This is a genomic window from Vibrio sp. 10N.247.310.24 (assembly GCF_041467175.1).
Lineage (GTDB): Bacteria > Pseudomonadota > Gammaproteobacteria > Enterobacterales > Vibrionaceae > Vibrio > Vibrio tasmaniensis_A.
Map to the genome: position 1 here is coordinate 63135 of NZ_JBFSUD010000016.1, position 19373 is coordinate 82507.

A 19373-nucleotide genomic window follows, 5' to 3' on the forward strand; every position below is an offset into this window, starting at 1 on the left:
ATCTTGTTTAAATGGAACATTGGCAAAATATTCAAAATGTAGTGGTTGTGGGGCTCGGTATTACCGGGCTCTCTGTCGTTAAACATCTCGTAAAATATCAACCTCATACGCATGTGAAGGTAATTGATACGCGAGAGCTACCACCAGGAAAAGAATCTTTGCCTGAATCGGTAGAGCTGCATTCTGGAAGTTGGAATAGCCAATGGTTAGCGGAAGCTGATTTAGTGGTTGCTAACCCAGGTATCGCCTTAGCGACCCCTGAAATACAAGATGTTATTCAAGCGGGTATTCCGGTTGTTGGCGATATTGAACTTTTTGGTTGGGCGGTAGACAAACCCGTCGTGGCTATCACAGGTTCCAATGGCAAGAGTACGGTGACCGATCTAACGGGTGTGCTTGCTAAAGCTGCTGGTCTTAACGTTGGCGTTGGTGGCAACATCGGTATTCCTGCCTTGGATCTTCTTGAGCTTGATGCCGATTTATATGTCCTTGAGCTTTCAAGCTTTCAGCTAGAGACAACGTCCAGTCTAAACCTTGCAGCAGCAGCCTTTTTGAACCTGTCAGAAGATCATATGGATCGCTATCAAGGCATGGCCGATTACCGTGACGCTAAATTGAGAATTTTTAATAACGCTCAGTGTGCGATCGTAAACCGCGAAGACAAAGAGACTTATCCTGATCAAACGATGTCATTGGTGACATTTGGACTTGATGACCAAGAGTTTGGTGTAGCGACGATTGATGGTACCGAATGGCTAATAGACAACAGCAAGCCTGTACTTCCTAGTCAAGATTTAACATTGGTTGGACGTCATAATGTGGCGAATGCTTTAGTCTCTTTAGCACTGCTTAAGCAAGTCGGTATCGATTACAGCAAAAGTCTTGAAGCTTTGAAAGCCTACAATGGTTTGACGCATCGTTGCCAAGTAGTGGCTGACAAACGCGAAATTAAATGGGTTAACGACTCGAAAGCGACCAACGTAGCCAGTACATTAGCGGCTCTGTCGGGATTAGAATACCAAGGTACTTTGTATCTCTTAGTCGGAGGTGTGGGCAAAGGTGCTGACTTTAGCGAGCTTAACCCCGTGTTGGCGCAACTAGACCGCGTACAACTGTGTTGCTTCGGTGAAGATGCTGCGCAATTTATGCCATTACATCCATCGGCTAAGACGTTTGATACCATGCGTGACATTATCGAGAGTATCTCTGCACAATTGGTGTCGGGTGACATGGTGATGTTGTCTCCTGCATGTGCAAGCTTCGATCAATTTAATAACTTCATGGCGAGAGGTGATGCGTTCACTGAACTTGCTCATGAATATGCCTAACGTGTTGAAGGACTAACATTCAGTGCAAAGAGTGAAAGAGATTAATCAATCTATTTGGCAATGGCTTAACCGTGCCACACCAGAGGCGCTCTACGATCGTCAGTTGGTATGGATTGCTCTTGGACTGATGCTGACGGGCTTGGTAATGGTAACGTCGGCTTCGTTCCCAATCAGTGCTCGTTTAACCGATCAGCCGTTTCACTTCATGTTCCGCCACGCCATTTTCCTGGTGTTAGCGTTAGGTGTATCCAGCGTAATGTTACAAATCCCGATGAAACGCTGGTTTCAATACAGTATGTACCTATTGGGCTTATCCTTCTTTTTGCTAGTGGTGGTGTTAGCCGTCGGTAAGTCGGTTAACGGTGCCTCACGTTGGATTCCTCTCGGGCTGTTTAATTTACAACCTGCTGAAGTCGCTAAGTTATCTCTGTTTATCTTTATGGCGGGCTATTTGGTTCGTAAACAGGATGAAGTGAGAAAAACCTTCTTCGGTGGTTTTGGTAAACCGATCATGGTGTTCGGTGCCTTTGCGGTGTTGCTACTTGGCCAGCCCGATTTGGGTACCGTTGTCGTAATGTTGGTTACCTTGTTTGGCATGTTATTTATCGCAGGTGCTAAGCTGTCACAATTTATAGCCTTAATGGTGGCAGGTATTGCTGCCGTTGTGGGATTGATTGTTATTGAGCCTTATCGTGTTCGACGTGTTACGTCATTCTGGGAACCTTGGAGTGACCCGTTTGGTAGTGGTTATCAGCTAACTCAATCATTGATGGCGTTCGGTCGTGGTGATTGGATGGGGCAAGGGCTTGGTAATTCAATTCAAAAACTCGAGTACCTACCTGAAGCACACACCGATTTTGTTTTTGCTGTACTGGCTGAAGAGTTGGGTTTTGTTGGCGTAACCTTAGTGTTGATGCTGATCTTTAGTTTGGTTTTTAAAGCTATTTTTATTGGCAAAAAAGCTTTCGAAAACGACCAAGTGTTCAGCGGTTATCTGGCGTTTGGCATTGGTATTTGGTTTGCTTTTCAGACGCTTGTTAATGTCGGTGCCGCTTCAGGTATTGTTCCGACCAAGGGGTTAACCTTACCGCTGATCAGTTACGGTGGCTCAAGCCTTATCGTGATGTCAGTAGCGGTTTCTATGCTGCTGCGTATCGATCATGAATGCCGAGTGCAACAAAAAGAACAAGCCGACAATCAAAACGAATTAGTAGAATAAGAATCTAACGTTATGAAACAAAACAAAAAACTTTTAGTGATGGCTGGTGGTACTGGCGGTCACGTTTTCCCTGGGTTAGCGGTGGCGAAAAAGCTTCAGCAACAAGGTTGGGAAATTCGCTGGTTAGGAACTGCGGACCGAATGGAAGCGGATCTGGTGCCAAAGCATGGTATTGAGATCGACTTCATTAAGGTGAAAGGCCTGAGAGGTCAAGGCATTAGCAAGCTAATTAAAGCGCCGTTCCAGATTATTAATGCCATACTTCAAGCCAGACGACATATTAAAGCATGGCAACCTGATGTGGTGCTTGGCATGGGTGGTTACGTCAGTGGCCCGGGTGGTATCGCGGCTTGGTTATCTGGTATTCCAGTGGTTCTACATGAACAAAATGCAGTGGCAGGTTTAACCAACCAATGGCTGTCTAAGATTGCTAAAAAGGTTTTCCAAGCTTTTACTGGTGCGTTTCCTACCGCAGAAGTGGTGGGTAACCCGGTACGCGAAGATGTTGTTGCCTTAGCTGACCCCGAGCAACGCATGGCTGAGTGTGATGGTGACATCCGCATCTTGGTTATGGGCGGTAGCCAGGGCGCAAAAATCCTGAACTATACCTTGCCAGTAACGATGGCGCAGCTTGGTGAAGGTTTCACTGTGGTGCATCAAGCAGGTAAGAACAATCAACAGCAAGTGATTGAACAATACAAATCACATTCTGTAGATAATGTTCAAGTGACTGAATTTATTGATGATGTGGCGCAAGCTTATGAGTGGGCAGATCTATTAGTGTGTCGCTCTGGTGCATTAACCGTATCTGAAGTGTCTGCAGCTGGTGTGGGTTCTATTTTCGTTCCGTTTATGCACAAAGACAGACAACAAGCGTTGAATGCCGATCATTTAGTCGAATGTGGCGCAGCGTTAATGATTGAACAGCCTCAACTGACGGCTGATAAGCTCGCGAACACTATCGCGCAGCTTGATAGAAATGAATTAAAAATGATGGCAACAAAAGCTCGTCAAGCTGCCAAGCTTGATGCTGATGTGACTGTCGCTGAAGCGATTAAAGCTTTAGCAAAATAATGAGATTGAATTGATGACGATTGAACATACCCAAGACTTAGCGCAAATCCGTGCAATGGTGCCAGAGATGCGCCGTGTTAAATCTATCCACTTCATTGGTATTGGTGGTGCCGGAATGAGCGGGATTGCTGAAGTCTTGCTTAATGAAGGCTACCAGATCACAGGTTCTGATATTGCTCAAAACCCAGTGACAGAACGCTTAGTTAGCAAGGGGGCTACTGTTTACGTTGGTCACCAAGCAAGTAACGTTGCCGATGCAAGTGTTGTGGTGGTTTCAACCGCTATCAACGAAGAAAACCCAGAAATTATTGCTGCTCGTGAAGCGCGCACACCGATCGTTCGTCGTGCTGAAATGCTGGCTGAGCTGATGCGTTTTCGTCACGGCATTGCTGTGGCAGGTACACACGGTAAAACAACCACGACTGCGCTAGTGACACAGATTTACTCTGAAGCAGGCCTAGATCCAACCTTCGTAAACGGTGGTTTGGTGAAAAGTGCAGGTACTAACGCACGTTTAGGTTCGAGCCGTATTCTTATCGCTGAAGCTGATGAAAGTGATGCGTCATTCTTACATCTGCAACCAATGGTTAGTATCGTCACTAACATTGAAGCGGATCATATGGACACTTACGGCGGCGATTTTGAAACGCTGAAGCAGACGTTTATTGATTTCTTACACAACCTACCATTCTACGGTCAGGCTGTGATGTGTGTTGATGATCCTGTAGTGCGTGAGCTTATTCCTCAGGTTAGCCGCCAAGTGATTACTTACGGTTTCTCAGAAGATGCGGATATTCGTATTCAGAACTACGTGCAAGAAGGCCAGCAAGGCAAGTTCACGGTGGTACGTGAAGGTAAAGCTAACCTTGATATCACGTTAAACATTCCGGGTCGTCACAATGCATTGAATGCCTCAGCTGCGATTGCTGTTGCAACAGAAGATGACATTAGCGATGAAGCGATTCTAAAAGCGATGGCGGGAACCGAAGGTACTGGTCGTCGTTTCGATCATCTAGGTGAGTACGAAACAGGTAAAGGCGTTGCAATGCTGGTTGATGATTACGGTCATCACCCAACCGAGGTGGACGTAACCATTCAAGCAGCACGAAGTGGTTGGACTGATAAGCGTCTTGTTATGATCTTCCAACCGCACCGTTACAGCCGTACTCGTGATCTATATGATGATTTTGCGAATGTTCTTGAGCAAGTTGATGTACTTATTCTATTAGATGTTTATTCTGCAGGTGAGAAACCAATTGCAGGGGCTGATGGGCGTTCATTAAGTCGAACTATTCGCGGGCGTGGTAAGATAGATCCAATCTTTGTTGCCGATATCAACGCACTGCCATCGGCTTTAGCCAACGTCATTCAAGGTGGTGACCTTGTTTTAACGCAGGGTGCGGGCGACGTTGGCCGTGTAGCGAAGCAGTTGGAATCATTGCAGTTAGACATTAATAAGATGCAGAACGCGTAACAGAATACTGTCTACAGACTGTGGTCAATCGCTCACTTCTTGCGATTGACCTAAAATTGACCAAAAATCTTATTATCAACGTTTGATAGTTTAGTTTTGCTCAGTATAATTCATAGGTTAAAGTAAGTGCTTTTACCTCTATTACGAAGATAGGGAATAGAATTGCGAACCAACGACAGGGAATGCGGGCTTTGGTAGAAAGTACTTTTAGCGAAAACCGCCACCTATTCAGTTTACCGTCGCTCAAGAAACACGCCTTAGGCGGGTCTTTTTTTGTCATGGTATTGCTATTCATTGGATTTCTTTTCTATACCACACTGACTTGGATGTGGGACGATCAGCGATTGCCTCTCTCCAAAATAGTACTGCAAGGCGACTTAACTTATGTAACCGCTGGTGATGTTCAACATGCCTTTAGCGAGCTAGAGCATATTGGAACATTCATGTCTCAAGATATTGGCGTGTTGCAACACAGTTTAGAAGCGTTGCCTTGGGTTTCTGTGGTCTCGATTCGTAAGCAGTGGCCAGACACAATAAAAGTATTTTTGACTGAGTATCATGCGACAGCTATCTGGAATGGCAATATGCTGTTGAATGAAGATGGTCAGGTGTTTAATGGTGATATTGGCCTTTTGAAGGGTGATAGAGTTAAACTTTACGGTCCAGATGGCACTAGCCAACAAGTGATTGAAAAGTGGCGACAGATAACGCCTTTAATTAACAGCCTAGGGCTAACCGTTACTTCGCTAGTTCTCAATGAGCGTCGCGCCTGGCAAATCATTCTAGACAACGGTATTCGTTTAGAATTAGGTAAAGATTTTTTAGATGAGCGTGTTGAGCGCTTTATTTCGCTTTACAACGAATTAGGTAGTAAGGCGAATCAAGTGAGCTACATCGACCTCAGGTACGATACGGGAGCCGCTGTAGGCTGGTTTCCAGAGCAAGAGTTAGAAGAGAGTACAGATGACTAAGACCGCAGATGACAACATAATCGTTGGTCTTGATATAGGCACTGCGACCATATCAGCTCTAGTTGGTGAAATATTGCCTGATGGTCAAATCAATATCATTGGTTCTGGGCAAAGCCCATCCAGAGGTATGGATAAAGGTGGTGTAAACGACCTAGAGTCGGTAGTTAAGTCGGTTCAGCGAGCTATTGATCAAGCAGAGTTGATGGCGGAATGCCAAATCAGCAATGTATTTATCTCGCTATCGGGTAAACATATCGCAAGCCGAATTGAAAAAGGCATGGGCACTATCTCTGATGAAGAAGTGTCTCAAGACGATATGGATCGAGCGATCCATACCGCGAAATCAATTAAAATAGGTGATGAGCAGAGAATTCTGCACGTGATCCCACAAGAATTTACCATTGATTATCAAGAAGGGATTAAGAACCCACTTGGTTTATCTGGTGTTCGAATGGAAGTCAGTGTTCACCTAATTTCTTGCCATAGCGACATGGCGAGAAACATTATTAAAGCTGTTGAACGATGTGGTCTCACTGTAGAACAAATCGTGTTTTCAGGACTTGCCTCAAGTAATGCGGTAATTACTGACGACGAGAGAGAGCTTGGAGTCTGTGTTGTTGATATTGGTGCTGGTACGATGGATATCTCCATTTGGACTGGCGGCGCACTGCGACACACAGAAGTCTTTTCCTACGCAGGAAATGCAGTAACCAGTGATATTGCCTTCGCTTTTGGCACTCCAGTGAGCGATGCTGAAGAGATAAAAGTAAACCATGGTTGCGCTCTGAGTGAACTCGTAAGCAAGGATGATTCTGTTAACGTCCCTAGTGTAGGTGGCCGTCCATCGAGAAGTTTGCAAAGACAAACTTTGTCGGAAGTGATTGAACCACGTTACACTGAACTTATGGGGCTCGTTAACCAAACTATTGATACGGTTCAATTACAGCTACGAGATGAAGGTATTAAACACCACCTTGCAGCTGGCGTCGTTCTCACTGGTGGAGCGGCACAAATTGACGGATTGGTAGAGTGTGCGGAACGTGTTTTCCGCAATCAAGTTCGAGTTGGTAAGCCGTTAGAAGTTAGTGGTTTAACCGACTATGTTAAAGAGCCGTATCATTCTACGGCGGTTGGTTTACTTCATTACGCAAGAGATTGTCAGATCAGCGATGAAGGTGATTACAGCGAACCTAAGCGTTCAGCACCTTCTATGTCTGGTTTATTTGGTAAATTGCGTAATTGGATACAAAAAGAGTTTTAACCTGAGTTGCAGGAAAAAACGGAGATAACACATGTTTGAACCGATGATGGAAATGTCTGACGATGCAGTAATTAAAGTCGTTGGAGTTGGTGGCGGTGGCGGTAACGCTGTTGAGCACATGGTGCGTGAATCAATCGAAGGTGTAGAATTCATCAGTGTTAACACTGATGCACAAGCACTTCGTAAAACAAGCGTTAGCAGCGTGATCCAAATTGGTGGTGATATCACTAAAGGTTTGGGCGCTGGTGCAAACCCACAAGTAGGCCGTGATGCAGCTCTCGAAGATCGAGAAAGAATTAAAGAAGTTCTAACTGGCGCCGATATGGTATTTATCGCAGCTGGTATGGGCGGTGGTACGGGTACAGGTGCTGCTCCAGTTATTGCTGAAGTTGCGAAAGAGCTGGGTGTGCTAACGGTTGCTGTTGTAACTAAGCCATTTAGCTTCGAAGGCAAAAAGCGTTTAGCGTTTGCTGAGCAAGGTATCGAAGAGCTTTCTAAGCATGTGGATTCTTTAATTACGATTCCAAATGAAAAGCTACTTAAGGTACTTGGCCGCGGTGTCACTCTGCTAGAAGCTTTCGCAAGTGCAAATGATGTACTTAAAAATGCTGTACAAGGTATCGCTGAGCTAATTACTCGCCCAGGTATGATTAACGTCGATTTCGCGGATGTTCGCACCGTAATGTCAGAGATGGGTCATGCAATGATGGGTAGCGGTATCGCAAAAGGCGAAGACCGTGCTGAAGAAGCTGCTGAAACGGCAATTTCTAGCCCACTACTAGAAGACATCGACCTAGCTGGTGCTCGTGGCGTTCTTGTGAACATCACAGCTGGCCTAGATATGCGCTTAGATGAATTCGAAACAGTAGGTAATACAGTTAAGGCATTCGCATCTGATAACGCAACAGTTGTGATTGGTACATCTCTAGACCCTGATATGACGGATGAAATCCGTGTAACTGTTGTAGCAACAGGTATCGGCACAGAGAAAAAACCAGACATTACACTAGTTGCTGGTGGTAAAGCTAAGGTTGCACCAACTCCTCAACCACAGGTAGCGGCTCAAACTGCACCAAAAGTGGAAGATAAAGTGGCACAACCATTGCAAGAAAAAACTGAGGTAAAACCTCAAGTTAAGCCGCAGCCAACAACGTCACCTGTTTCTTCAGGTACAGGCGCTAGCCAAAGTGCAGCACCTAAAGCTGAGAAAGAGAGTGGATACTTAGATATTCCGGCATTCTTACGACGTCAGGCTGATTAACAAATACCCAAAGTTTGACTATCGTCGAATTAATGGTAAAATTCGCGGTCGGTAAATACTGACCGTGATTTGTAGCACTGATAACGAGGCAAGCAGATGATCAGACAACGTACTCTGAAAGAAATTGTGAAAACAACTGGTGTGGGTCTCCACTCTGGTCGTAAAGTCACACTTACTCTTCGCCCGGCAGCTGCAAATACAGGTATTGTTTATCGTCGTACAGATGTAAATCCACCTGTAGATTTCCCAGCTGATCCAGCGTCAGTTCGTGACACTATGTTATGTACTGCTCTTGTTAATGACGAAGGCGTACGTATCTCTACAGTGGAACACCTTAACGCAGCTCTAGCGGGTATGGGTATCGACAACATTATTGTTGAAGTCGATGCACCAGAGATCCCAATTATGGATGGTAGCGCAAGCCCATTCGTATACTTGCTACAACAAGCGGGTGTAGAAACACTGAATGCAGCGAAACGTTTTATTCGAATCAAAAAGCCAATCCGTTTTGAAGATGGCGATAAGTGGGCAGAGTTTGTGCCATTTAACGGCTTCCGTATGGACTTCGAAATCGAATTCAACCATCCAGCAATTGAATCTGATGAACAGCACCTGTTGTTTAATTTTTCTTCACAAGGCTTTGTGAAAGAAATTTCTCGTGCTCGTACCTTCGGCTTCATGCGTGATATTGAATACCTACAATCACAAAACTTGTGTTTGGGTGGTAGCTTTGATTGCGCAATCGTACTAGACGAATACCGAATTCTTAATGAAGAAGGTCTACGTTTCGAAAACGAGTTCGTAACGCATAAAGTGCTAGATGCGATTGGTGACCTTTACATGTGTGGACACGCTATTATTGGTGAATTCCGTGCATACAAATCAGGTCACGGCCTAAATAATCAACTACTACGCGCAGTACTTGCTGATGCAGAAGCTTGGGAATGGGCAACATTCGAAGAAGAGGTTGGCTCTCCTGTTGCGTTTGCTGAACCAGGAATGGTTCTAGCGTAATTGTTGTTTACGACAATATAAGATTTTGAAAACCAGGTCATTGACCTGGTTTTTTTGTATCTATTTTCCAGATACAGTGTCGTCAGTATTTAAAAGTTGCCTAGTATTTGGCTACAGTCTGGCTAATCCATCAACAATTAGAAAGAAAAGTACCAAGCACATCAAACAAATGGGGTTATAAATGGTCGTTGGTGTGAAAATTACTTACACTAGAGGGCATTAATTTTAACTGAAGCCTTGAAAACTCTACTCTCAAGTACAATATCAAAGATACTAGATTTATCTCAGTATCCTTGGTTAGTAACTAAAGACTAGTTTATAGCTAGTAGAGACTGACGGCATTTAAAATAGATCGCGGACGATCTGAGAACGAAGAGATTCCAAGCACATGATTACTAAGCTGCTGACAAAGGTAATTGGCAGTCGCAATGACAGAACACTGCGCCGCCTTAGAAAAATTGTAAAAGAAATTAATAACTTCGAACCAACGTTTGAAGCTCTTTCAGACGATGAACTAAAAGCAAAAACGGTTGAGTTTCGTGAGCGCTTAGATAAAGGTGAATCGTTAGATCAACTTCTACCTGAAGCATTCGCTACGGTACGTGAAGCGTCGAAGCGTGTTTACGGCATGCGTCATTTTGACGTGCAAATGATTGGTGGCATGGTTCTAAATGCTGGCCAAATTGCAGAGATGCGTACTGGTGAAGGTAAGACACTTACCGCAACCCTACCAGCTTATCTAAACGCGCTACCAAGCAAAGGTGTTCACGTAATAACGGTGAACGATTACCTAGCGAAGCGTGATGCGGAAACAAACCGCCCATTATTTGAATTCCTTGGCATGACTGTTGGCGTGAATGTGGCAAACATGGCTCCGCCAGAGAAAAAAGAAGCGTACCAAGCTGACATCCTATACGGAACAAACAACGAGTTTGGTTTTGATTACCTTCGTGACAACATGGCTTTCCGTGCTGAAGACCGAGTTCAACGTGAGCGCTTCTTTGCTGTAGTCGATGAGGTTGACTCAATCTTAATTGATGAAGCTCGTACTCCGTTAATTATCTCTGGCCCCGCTGAAGATAGTTCTGACCTTTATACGCGCATTAACACTCTAATTCCTTCTCTAGAGCGTCAAGATAAAGAAGATTCAGAAGAGTACCGTGGTGAAGGTCACTACACCATGGACGAAAAATCAAAACAGGTTCACCTGACTGAAAACGGTCAAGAGTTTGTAGAAGAACTAATGGTCAAAAACGGCTTGATGGAAGAGGGTGACACACTTTACTCTCCAACCAATATCAGCCTATTGCACCATGTGAATGCTGCGCTTCGTGCACACGTATTGTTTGAGAAAAACGTCGACTACATCGTTACTGAAGAAGGCGAAGTGGTTATCGTTGATGAACATACTGGTCGTACTATGCCAGGTCGTCGTTGGTCTGAAGGTTTACACCAAGCTGTTGAAGCTAAAGAAGGTGTGAAGATTCAAAATGAAAACCAAACATTAGCATCGATCACATTCCAGAATTTCTTCCGTCTGTATGAAAAACTGTCAGGTATGACAGGTACTGCTGATACAGAAGCGTTCGAATTCCAGTCTATCTACGGCCTAGAAACGGTGGTTATCCCAACCAACAAGCCTATGGTTCGTAACGATATGCCAGATGTGGTTTATCGTACTGAAGAAGACAAGTTCAATGCGATCATTGAAGACATCAAAGACCGTGTAGCGGCTGGTCAGCCATCACTGGTTGGTACAGTTTCTATCGAGAAATCTGAACTGCTGTCTAACGCATTGAAAAAATCAAAAATTAAGCACAACGTTCTAAATGCTAAGTTTCATGAAATGGAAGCTGAGATCGTTGCACAAGCTGGTATGCCTGGTGCGGTAACTATCGCAACTAACATGGCCGGTCGTGGTACCGATATCGTGCTAGGTGGTAGCTGGCAGGCACAACTTGAGAAGATAGAGAACCCAACCAAAGAGCAGATCGAGAAGATCAAAGCTGATTGGAGAATCATTCACGATAAAGTACTTGAGTCAGGTGGTCTGCACATCATTGGTACTGAGCGTCATGAATCTCGCCGTATCGATAACCAGCTACGTGGTCGTTCTGGTCGTCAAGGTGATGCGGGTTCTTCTCGTTTCTACCTATCAATGGAAGATTCTCTACTACGTATCTTTACGTCTGATCGTATGGCTGGTCTTATCCAAAGTGGTATGGACGAAGGCGAAGCGATTGAATCTAAGATGTTATCTCGCTCAATTGAAAAAGCTCAACGTAAAGTGGAAGGTCGCAACTTCGACATCCGTAAGCAGCTTCTTGAATACGATGACGTAGCCAATGACCAACGTAAGGTTGTTTATGAGCTACGTGATGAACTGATGAGCTCAGATGACATCAGCGAGATGATTGAACACAACCGTGAAGATGTACTGGCGTCAGTTATTGATGAATACATCGCTCCTCAGTCTCTTGAAGACATGTGGGATATCGCAGGTCTGCAAGATCGTCTCAAAAATGATTTCGATCTAGACTTTGATATTCAAGGTTGGTTAGACGAAGACGACAAGCTTTATGAAGAAGCATTGCGTGAGCGTATCCTAGGTATGGCGGTTGATTCGTACAAACAGAAAGAAGAAGTGGTTGGTGCTCAAGTACTGCGTAACTTCGAGAAGTCTGTGATGCTACAAACGCTAGACGGCCTTTGGAAAGAGCACTTGGCTGCGATGGATCACCTTCGTCAAGGTATCCACTTACGTGGTTATGCTCAGAAGAACCCGAAACAAGAGTATAAGCGCGAGTCGTTTGAACTGTTTGAAGGCCTACTAGATGTACTGAAAACAGACGTTGTGACCATCCTTTCTAAAGTTCGTGTTCAGCAACAAGAAGAAGTTGAAAAGATGGAAGCTCAACGTCAAGCTCAAGCTGAACAAGCGGCGCGTCGTGCACAAGCACAACATGCAACGGCTGAAAACCAGCTAGCTGACGATGAAGCGGATGCGGCATCTCCACAAACGGTAGTACGCGATGAGCGTAAAGTGGGTCGTAACGAACCATGTCCATGTGGAAGTGGTAAGAAGTACAAACAGTGTCACGGTAAAATAGACTAAGTTTGGTGAACCTTCGCTGTAACGGATAATTGCAGTGTCGGAGGTACTCACTTACTAACGTAAGCTCCGTGCCTCCTCCTTGCACTTACCACGTCACAGCTTAGCTTCACACAAACTTATTGATAAAAAGAGTCGCTTAGGCGGCTCTTTTTGTATGTGAAAATAATAAGGTTTCGATAGCGTCATCCTCGAGAGTGAGGGACGAGCGAATCGGGGATCTTTCGAACTAACAAAAGAGCAGATTCCCTATCTAATTCGTTCCTCATTGTAGGGAATGACGCTAGGGACATAGAAGGAACACCATCATATGAAAAGAATCCACATTGTAGCGGGCATCATCTTCAATCAAGATAAGTCACAGGTATTTATCACTAAGCGCCCAGACGATAAACACAAAGGCGGTTTTTGGGAATTTCCAGGTGGCAAGGTTGAAGCGGGCGAAACCATCGAACAAGCAATGACTCGTGAGCTTGATGAAGAGATTGGTATTAAGGTGACAGAACAGACTTTGTTTGAACACCTTGAGTTTGACTATACGGATAAGTCACTTAAGTTTGATTTCATCCTTGTGACCGAATTCGAGCAACAGCCTTATGGTAAAGAAGGTCAACAAGGTGAATGGGTCGATCTTGAATCATTGAGTCAATACGCCTTCCCCGAAGCAAACGTGCCAATTTTAGAGCGAGTAATAAAAGAGTTTTCGTAATTGCTAGCCTGAGTTTGAGATTGTTGTTAGTTTAAAGAGATTAATCGATTGAACGTTGCTGCAAGAGATAAGTGGCAACGGTAACCAAAACAATGGAGATATTCGCAGTGGTAAGAATTGCAATTGCAGGAGCAGCTGGCCGTATGGGTCGTAACTTGGTGAAAGCCGCTCACCATAATTCAGAAGCAAGCGTTGGTGCTGGTTCAGAACGTCCAGAATCATCTTTGGTCGGTGTTGACGTCGGCGAGTTATGCGGTGAAGGTCGTTTTGATGTGGCTCTAGTTGATGACCTTTCGAAAGCGATTGAACAGTTTGACGTGATCGTCGACTTTACCGCACCTGTAAGCACATTAGCGAATATTGAACTTTGTAAACGTCACGGTAAAAAACTGATCATCGGCACTACGGGTTTCTCTGAAGAAGAAAAGCAGGTTATCGATGCGGCTTCAAAAGAGATGGCTATCGTAATGGCACCGAACTATAGCGTTGGTGTGAACTTGGTTTTTAAGCTGTTAGAGAAGGCTGCTAAAGTGATGGGCGATTACTGTGATGTTGAAATCGTAGAGGCTCATCACCGTCATAAAGTCGATGCACCGTCAGGTACTGCGATTGGTATGGGCGAAGCGATCGCTGGTGCGATGGGCAATGAGCTAAACGATGTCGCTGTATGGTCACGCGAAGGCATTACGGGCGAGCGTACCAAAGATGAGATTGGTTTTGCGACAATCCGTGCCGGTGACATCATTGGCGAGCATACCGCAATGTTTGCTGATATTGGTGAGCGCGTTGAAATTACCCATAAAGCAACGGATAGAATGACCTTTGCTAATGGTGCGATAAAGGCAGCTGTTTGGCTAAATGATAAGCCAGCAGGCTTTTATACCATGACAGACGTCCTTGGTTTAAACGATCTATAAATAGATATTTATGCGCTGGCAATTGCCGGCGCTTTCTTTATTTGGTGGCTTTTCCTTAATAATCTCTCTTCTACAATCTTCCTTCTACTTTCTTCTTATCGCCATTTTCCCTCTATTTTTATGCTATTTATGCAGGCCTTAGTGTGTTTTTTGTTTTAGATCTTTAAATTATTATGTTTTCTCTTGGTATTTATCGATTGCGTTTTGTCGCTGATATTTTTGGCACTCTATGGTTAGCTAAAATGACGGGTGAAAATTAGAAAATCGTAATATTCCTATTAATTGAGTATGAAAGTTGAACTTTTGAAGCTTTGGTAAAGGAAATTGAATTAGTTCTTACAAATGTTTAATTTCTTTTGCGTTAAATGTTGACACGTATCACGCAGATCACTAAAATACCGCCAATTTGTCTAATTTCCATAAACACGCAGTTTTTGGTGTTGCAGGAAGGTAGATTTGCAAATTAAATCAATTTTAATGCATTTTTATTTCTGGAGGTTGTCTTGAAGAAGTCAGCACTACTCGTCCTAGAAGATGGGACAGTATTTCACGGTGAAGCCATTGGCGCTGTAGGTTCTGCAGTTGGTGAAGTCGTTTTTAATACCTCGATGACGGGGTACCAAGAAATCCTCACTGATCCTTCCTATTCTCAACAAATCGTTACCCTTACTTACCCTCACATTGGCAATACCGGAACCAATTCCGAAGACGAAGAATCTTCTTCAATCCACGCTCAAGGCCTTGTGATTCGCGATCTCCCTCTAATCGCTTCTAACTTCCGTAATGAACAATCCCTTTCTGATTACCTTAAGTCGCAAAACGTTGTTGGTATCGCTGATATCGATACTCGTAAGCTGACGCGTATTCTTCGTGAAAAAGGCGCACAGAACGGTTGTATCGTAGCTGGCTCTTCAGTAAACGATGGAAATTTAGACGAAGCTTTGGCTCTAGCTAAAGCAAAAGAATTCCCTGGCCTGAAAGGTATGGACCTTGCGAAAGAAGTTACAACAAAAGAAGCGTATCAATGGAAACAAGGTTCGTGGACGCTTACGGGTGGACTTCCTGAAGCGAAAGCAGACTCTGAATTGCCATACCACGTTGTTGCTTATGACTTCGGTGCAAAACGAAACATCTTACGAATGCTTGTTGACCGCGGCTGCCGCCTAACGGTTGTTCCTGCTGAAACTTCTGCTGAAGAAGTACTTGCTCTGAACCCAGACGGTGTTTTCCTTTCAAATGGCCCTGGTGACCCAGAACCATGTACTTACGCAATTGAAGCAACAAAAGTGTTCCTAGAAAAAGGTTTACCAATCTTTGGTATCTGTCTAGGTCACCAGATTCTTGCTCTTGCGTCAGGCGCTAAGACAGTGAAAATGAAGTTTGGTCACCACGGTGCAAACCACCCGGTTAAAGATTTAGATCGTGATGTTGTGATGATTACTTCACAAAACCACGGCTTTGCTGCTGACGAAGATACGCTTCCAGAGACATTACGAGCGACTCATAAGTCTCTATTTGATGGTTCTCTACAAGGTATCCACCGTACAGACAAACCAGCATTTAGCTTCCAGGGTCACCCTGAAGCGAGCCCAGGTCCAGAAGACGCAGCGCCGTTATTCGACCACTTCATTGAATTAATTAACCAGTCTGTTGCAAACAAACAAGACAAAGCGTAATCCGGAGTAGTAGATAATGCCAAAACGTACTGACATTAAAAGTGTTCTAATTCTAGGTGCTGGTCCGATTGTTATCGGTCAAGCATGTGAGTTTGATTACTCTGGTGCTCAAGCTTGTAAAGCACTTCGCGAAGAAGGTTACCGAGTTATTCTTGTAAACTCGAACCCAGCGACAATCATGACTGACCCAGACATGGCTGATGCGACTTACATCGAACCTATCCAATGGGAAGTGGTTCGTAACATCATCGCTAAAGAGAAGCCAGATGCAGTTCTACCGACAATGGGCGGCCAAACTGCACTTAACTGTGCGTTAGATTTAGAAAAATACGGCGTACTTGAAGAGTTCGGCGTAGAGATGATTGGCGCAACTGCTGACGCTATCGATAAAGCTGAAGACCGTTCTCGTTTTGATAAAGCAATGAAATCGATTGGTCTTGAGTGTCCAACGGCTGATACAGCGAAAACGATGGAAGAAGCTTACAAAGTTCAAGAAATGGTTGGTTTCCCTTGTATCATTCGTCCATCGTTTACGATGGGTGGTACAGGCGGTGGTATCGCTTATAACAAAGAAGAATTTGAAGAAATTTGTCGTCGTGGTTTGGACTTGTCTCCAACCAACGAACTTCTAATCGATGAGTCACTTATCGGTTGGAAAGAGTACGAGATGGAAGTGGTTCGCGACAAGAACGACAACTGCATCATCGTATGTGCGATTGAAAACTTTGACCCAATGGGTATTCACACGGGTGACTCGATCACCGTGGCTCCTGCTCAAACGCTAACAGACAAAGAATACCAACTAATGCGTAACGCTTCTCTAGCGGTACTGCGTGAGATTGGTGTTGAAACGGGTGGCTCAAACGTACAGTTTGGTATTAACCCGAAAGATGGCCGTATGGTTATCATCGAGATGAACCCACGTGTATCTCGTTCTTCTGCACTTGCTTCTAAAGCAACAGGTTTCCCAATCGCTAAGATTGCAGCGAAACTGGCTGTTGGCTTTACGCTAGACGAGCTAATGAATGACATCACTGGTGGCGCAACACCAGCATCATTCGAACCAACAATCGATTACGTAGTAACTAAGATTCCTCGTTTTAACTTCGAGAAGTTTGCAGGTGCTAACGACCGTCTAACGACTCAAATGAAGTCGGTTGGTGAAGTTATGGCTATCGGTCGTAACCAACAAGAATCTCTACAGAAAGCACTTCGCGGTCTAGAAGTTGGCGCAACTGGTTTTGACGAAATGGTCGACCTAGATGCACCTGACGCTCTAACGACGATTCGCCATGAGCTTAAAGAAGCTGGTTCTGACCGTATTTGGTACATCGCAGATGCTTTCCGTGCTGGTATGTCAGTTGATGGTGTATTCAACCTAACGCAAATTGACCGTTGGTTCCTAGTTCAAATCGAAGACATCGTAAAACTAGAGCAAGAACTTAAAGCGAAAGGTTTTGCTGGTCTGAATAAAGACGAGCTAATGAAGCTTAAGCGTAAAGGTTTTGCTGATGCTCGCCTGTCTAAGATTCTAGGTGTGGCTGAAAGTGAAATTCGTCGTCTACGTGACCAATACGATATTCACCCAGTCTACAAGCGCGTAGATACGTGTGCGGCTGAGTTCTCTTCTGATACGGCTTACATGTACTCATCTTACGATGACGAATGTGAATCGAACCCAACAGACAAAGAGAAAATCATGATCTTAGGCGGCGGTCCAAACCGTATCGGCCAAGGTATTGAATTCGATTACTGTTGTGTACATGCATCTCTAGCACTACGTGAAGATGGCTACGAAACAATCATGGTTAACTGTAACCCTGAGACAGTTTCGACAGACTATGATACGTCTGACCGTCTGTACTTTGAACCAGTAACTCTGGAAGACGTACTAGCAATCGTTCGTGTTGAGAAGCCAAAAGGCGTTATCGTTCAGTACGGTGGTCAAACACCACTGAAACTGGCTCGTGAGCTTGAAGCTGCTGGCGTACCAATCATTGGTACTAGCCCAGACGCAATCGACCGTGCAGAAGACCGTGAGCGTTTCCAAGTTGCTGTTGACCGTCTTGGTCTTCTACAACCAGAAAACGCGACAGTAACAACAATGGAGCAAGCGGTAGAGAAATCTCGTGAAATCGGCTTCCCACTGGTTGTACGTCCTTCTTACGTACTTGGTGGTCGAGCGATGGAAATCGTATACGACGAGCAAGACTTACGCCGCTACTTCAACGAAGCAGTTAGCGTTTCAAACGAATCTCCAGTACTACTTGATAGCTTCCTAGACGATGCTGTTGAAGTGGACGTTGATGCGATTTGTGACGGTGAGCGCGTTGTTATTGCGGGTATCATGGAGCATATCGAGCAAGCGGGTGTTCACTCAGGTGACTCTGCATGTTCTCTTCCGGCTTACACGTTAAGCCAAGAAATCCAAGACGTAATGCGTGAGCAAGTTGAAAAGCTAGCGTTCGAGTTGGGTGTTCGTGGTCTAATGAATACGCAGTTTGCTGTTAAGAACAACCAAGTGTACCTAATCGAGGTTAACCCTCGTGCAGCACGTACAGTGCCGTTCGTATCGAAAGCAACAGGCGCAGCAGTCGCTAAGATTGCAGCTCGTGTGATGGCAGGTCAATCGTTAGAGTCTCAAGGCTTTACGAAAGAAATCATCCCACCATACTACTCAGTGAAAGAAGTTGTTCTTCCGTTCAACAAATTCCCTGGTGTTGACCCACTATTAGGCCCAGAAATGCGCTCTACTGGTGAAGTTATGGGTGTTGGTGCAACGTTTGCTGAAGCATACTCTAAAGCTGAATTGGGTTGTGGTCACATCTACCCTGAAGGCGGTCGTGCATTGCTTTCTGTTCGCGAAGGCGACAAAGAGCGTGTTGTTGACCTAGCATCTAAGCTATCTAAGCTTGGTTACCAGCTAGACGCAACTCACGGTACAGCTGTTATCCTTGGCGAAGCGGGTATCAACCCACGTCTAGTAAACAAGGTACACGAAGGTCGTCCTCACATTCTTGACCGTATCAAGAACAACGAGTATACGTACATCGTGAACACTGCAGCTGGCCGTCAAGCGATTGAAGATTCTAAAGTTCTTCGTCGTGGCGCACTGGCTGAGAAAGTGAACTACACGACTACGCTAAACGCTGCATTCGCAACTTGTATGGCGCACACTGCAGACGCGAAAACGTCAGTAATTTCAGTTCAAGAGCTACACGCACAAGTTAAAGCTTTTCAAGCTTAATTGACTCACGTGTTTCGCTGTTAAGCGGATATAAATGCTCAAAGCCCACTCTTCGGAGTCAACACCTATCATTTAAGGTGTTTAGATCGCACAGTGTAGCGAGTCTTACT

At 44.7% G+C, this 19373-nt stretch carries 13 protein-coding genes; all 13 read left to right on the top strand.

All coding sequences use genetic code 11. The annotated features are described in order from the left end of the window. Positions 1 to 11 precede the first annotated feature (11 nt). Positions 12 to 1328: a UDP-N-acetylmuramoyl-L-alanine--D-glutamate ligase gene (gene murD, locus AB6E08_RS07615; protein WP_372063936.1), complete on the top strand. Its 1317-nt coding sequence runs from the start codon at positions 12 to 14 to the stop codon at positions 1326 to 1328. A 22-nt stretch (positions 1329 to 1350) separates the two neighbouring features. Beyond that, positions 1351 to 2547, top strand: coding sequence for a cell division protein FtsW (ftsW, locus tag AB6E08_RS07620; protein ID WP_372063934.1), 1197 nt, complete (start codon positions 1351 to 1353; stop codon positions 2545 to 2547). Between the two features lie 12 nt (positions 2548 to 2559). Beyond that, positions 2560 to 3621: an undecaprenyldiphospho-muramoylpentapeptide beta-N-acetylglucosaminyltransferase gene (murG, locus tag AB6E08_RS07625; RefSeq protein ID WP_372063932.1), complete on the top strand. Its 1062-nt coding sequence runs from the start codon at positions 2560 to 2562 to the stop codon at positions 3619 to 3621. 13 nt (positions 3622 to 3634) lie between these two features. Next, positions 3635 to 5095 carry a UDP-N-acetylmuramate--L-alanine ligase gene (gene murC, locus AB6E08_RS07630; protein WP_135384534.1) on the top strand — a complete coding sequence of 487 codons (1461 nt, stop codon included), beginning with the start codon at positions 3635 to 3637 and terminating at the stop codon, positions 5093 to 5095. Positions 5096 to 5286: 191 nt separating this feature from the next. After that, entirely contained in the window at positions 5287 to 6066 is a 780-nt protein-coding gene (locus tag AB6E08_RS07635) for a cell division protein FtsQ/DivIB (RefSeq protein ID WP_009848959.1), read from the top strand. Then, the gene (ftsA, locus tag AB6E08_RS07640) at positions 6059 to 7327 is read left to right on the top strand and encodes a cell division protein FtsA (RefSeq protein WP_004729844.1); all 1269 of its coding nucleotides are present in this window, start codon (positions 6059 to 6061) and stop codon (positions 7325 to 7327) included. The genes AB6E08_RS07635 and ftsA overlap by 8 nt, the downstream gene beginning before the upstream one ends. Before the next feature lie 31 nt (positions 7328 to 7358). Beyond that, complete coding sequence (ftsZ, locus tag AB6E08_RS07645) at positions 7359 to 8588, top strand: cell division protein FtsZ (RefSeq protein ID WP_012603216.1); 1230 nt, start codon at positions 7359 to 7361, stop codon at positions 8586 to 8588. Between the two features lie 96 nt (positions 8589 to 8684). Beyond that, on the top strand, positions 8685 to 9602 hold the full coding sequence (gene lpxC, locus AB6E08_RS07650) for a UDP-3-O-acyl-N-acetylglucosamine deacetylase (protein ID WP_372063930.1): 918 nt from the start codon (positions 8685 to 8687) through the stop codon (positions 9600 to 9602). Between the two features lie 388 nt (positions 9603 to 9990). Next, positions 9991 to 12717, top strand: a complete 2727-nt coding sequence (secA, locus tag AB6E08_RS07655; RefSeq protein WP_009848389.1) for a preprotein translocase subunit SecA — start codon at positions 9991 to 9993, stop codon at positions 12715 to 12717. Between the two features lie 307 nt (positions 12718 to 13024). After that, the gene (gene mutT / locus AB6E08_RS07660) at positions 13025 to 13423 is read left to right on the top strand and encodes an 8-oxo-dGTP diphosphatase MutT (RefSeq protein WP_009848390.1); all 399 of its coding nucleotides are present in this window, start codon (positions 13025 to 13027) and stop codon (positions 13421 to 13423) included. A 92-nt stretch (positions 13424 to 13515) separates the two neighbouring features. After that, positions 13516 to 14340: a 4-hydroxy-tetrahydrodipicolinate reductase gene (dapB, locus tag AB6E08_RS07665; RefSeq protein WP_020477212.1), complete on the top strand. Its 825-nt coding sequence runs from the start codon at positions 13516 to 13518 to the stop codon at positions 14338 to 14340. 503 nt (positions 14341 to 14843) lie between these two features. Then, positions 14844 to 16016 carry a glutamine-hydrolyzing carbamoyl-phosphate synthase small subunit gene (gene carA / locus AB6E08_RS07670; protein ID WP_017077691.1) on the top strand — a complete coding sequence of 391 codons (1173 nt, stop codon included), beginning with the start codon at positions 14844 to 14846 and terminating at the stop codon, positions 16014 to 16016. A 16-nt stretch (positions 16017 to 16032) separates the two neighbouring features. Further along, positions 16033 to 19263, top strand: a complete 3231-nt coding sequence (gene carB / locus AB6E08_RS07675; RefSeq protein ID WP_371707246.1) for a carbamoyl-phosphate synthase large subunit — start codon at positions 16033 to 16035, stop codon at positions 19261 to 19263. Positions 19264 to 19373: the final 110 nt, after the last annotated feature.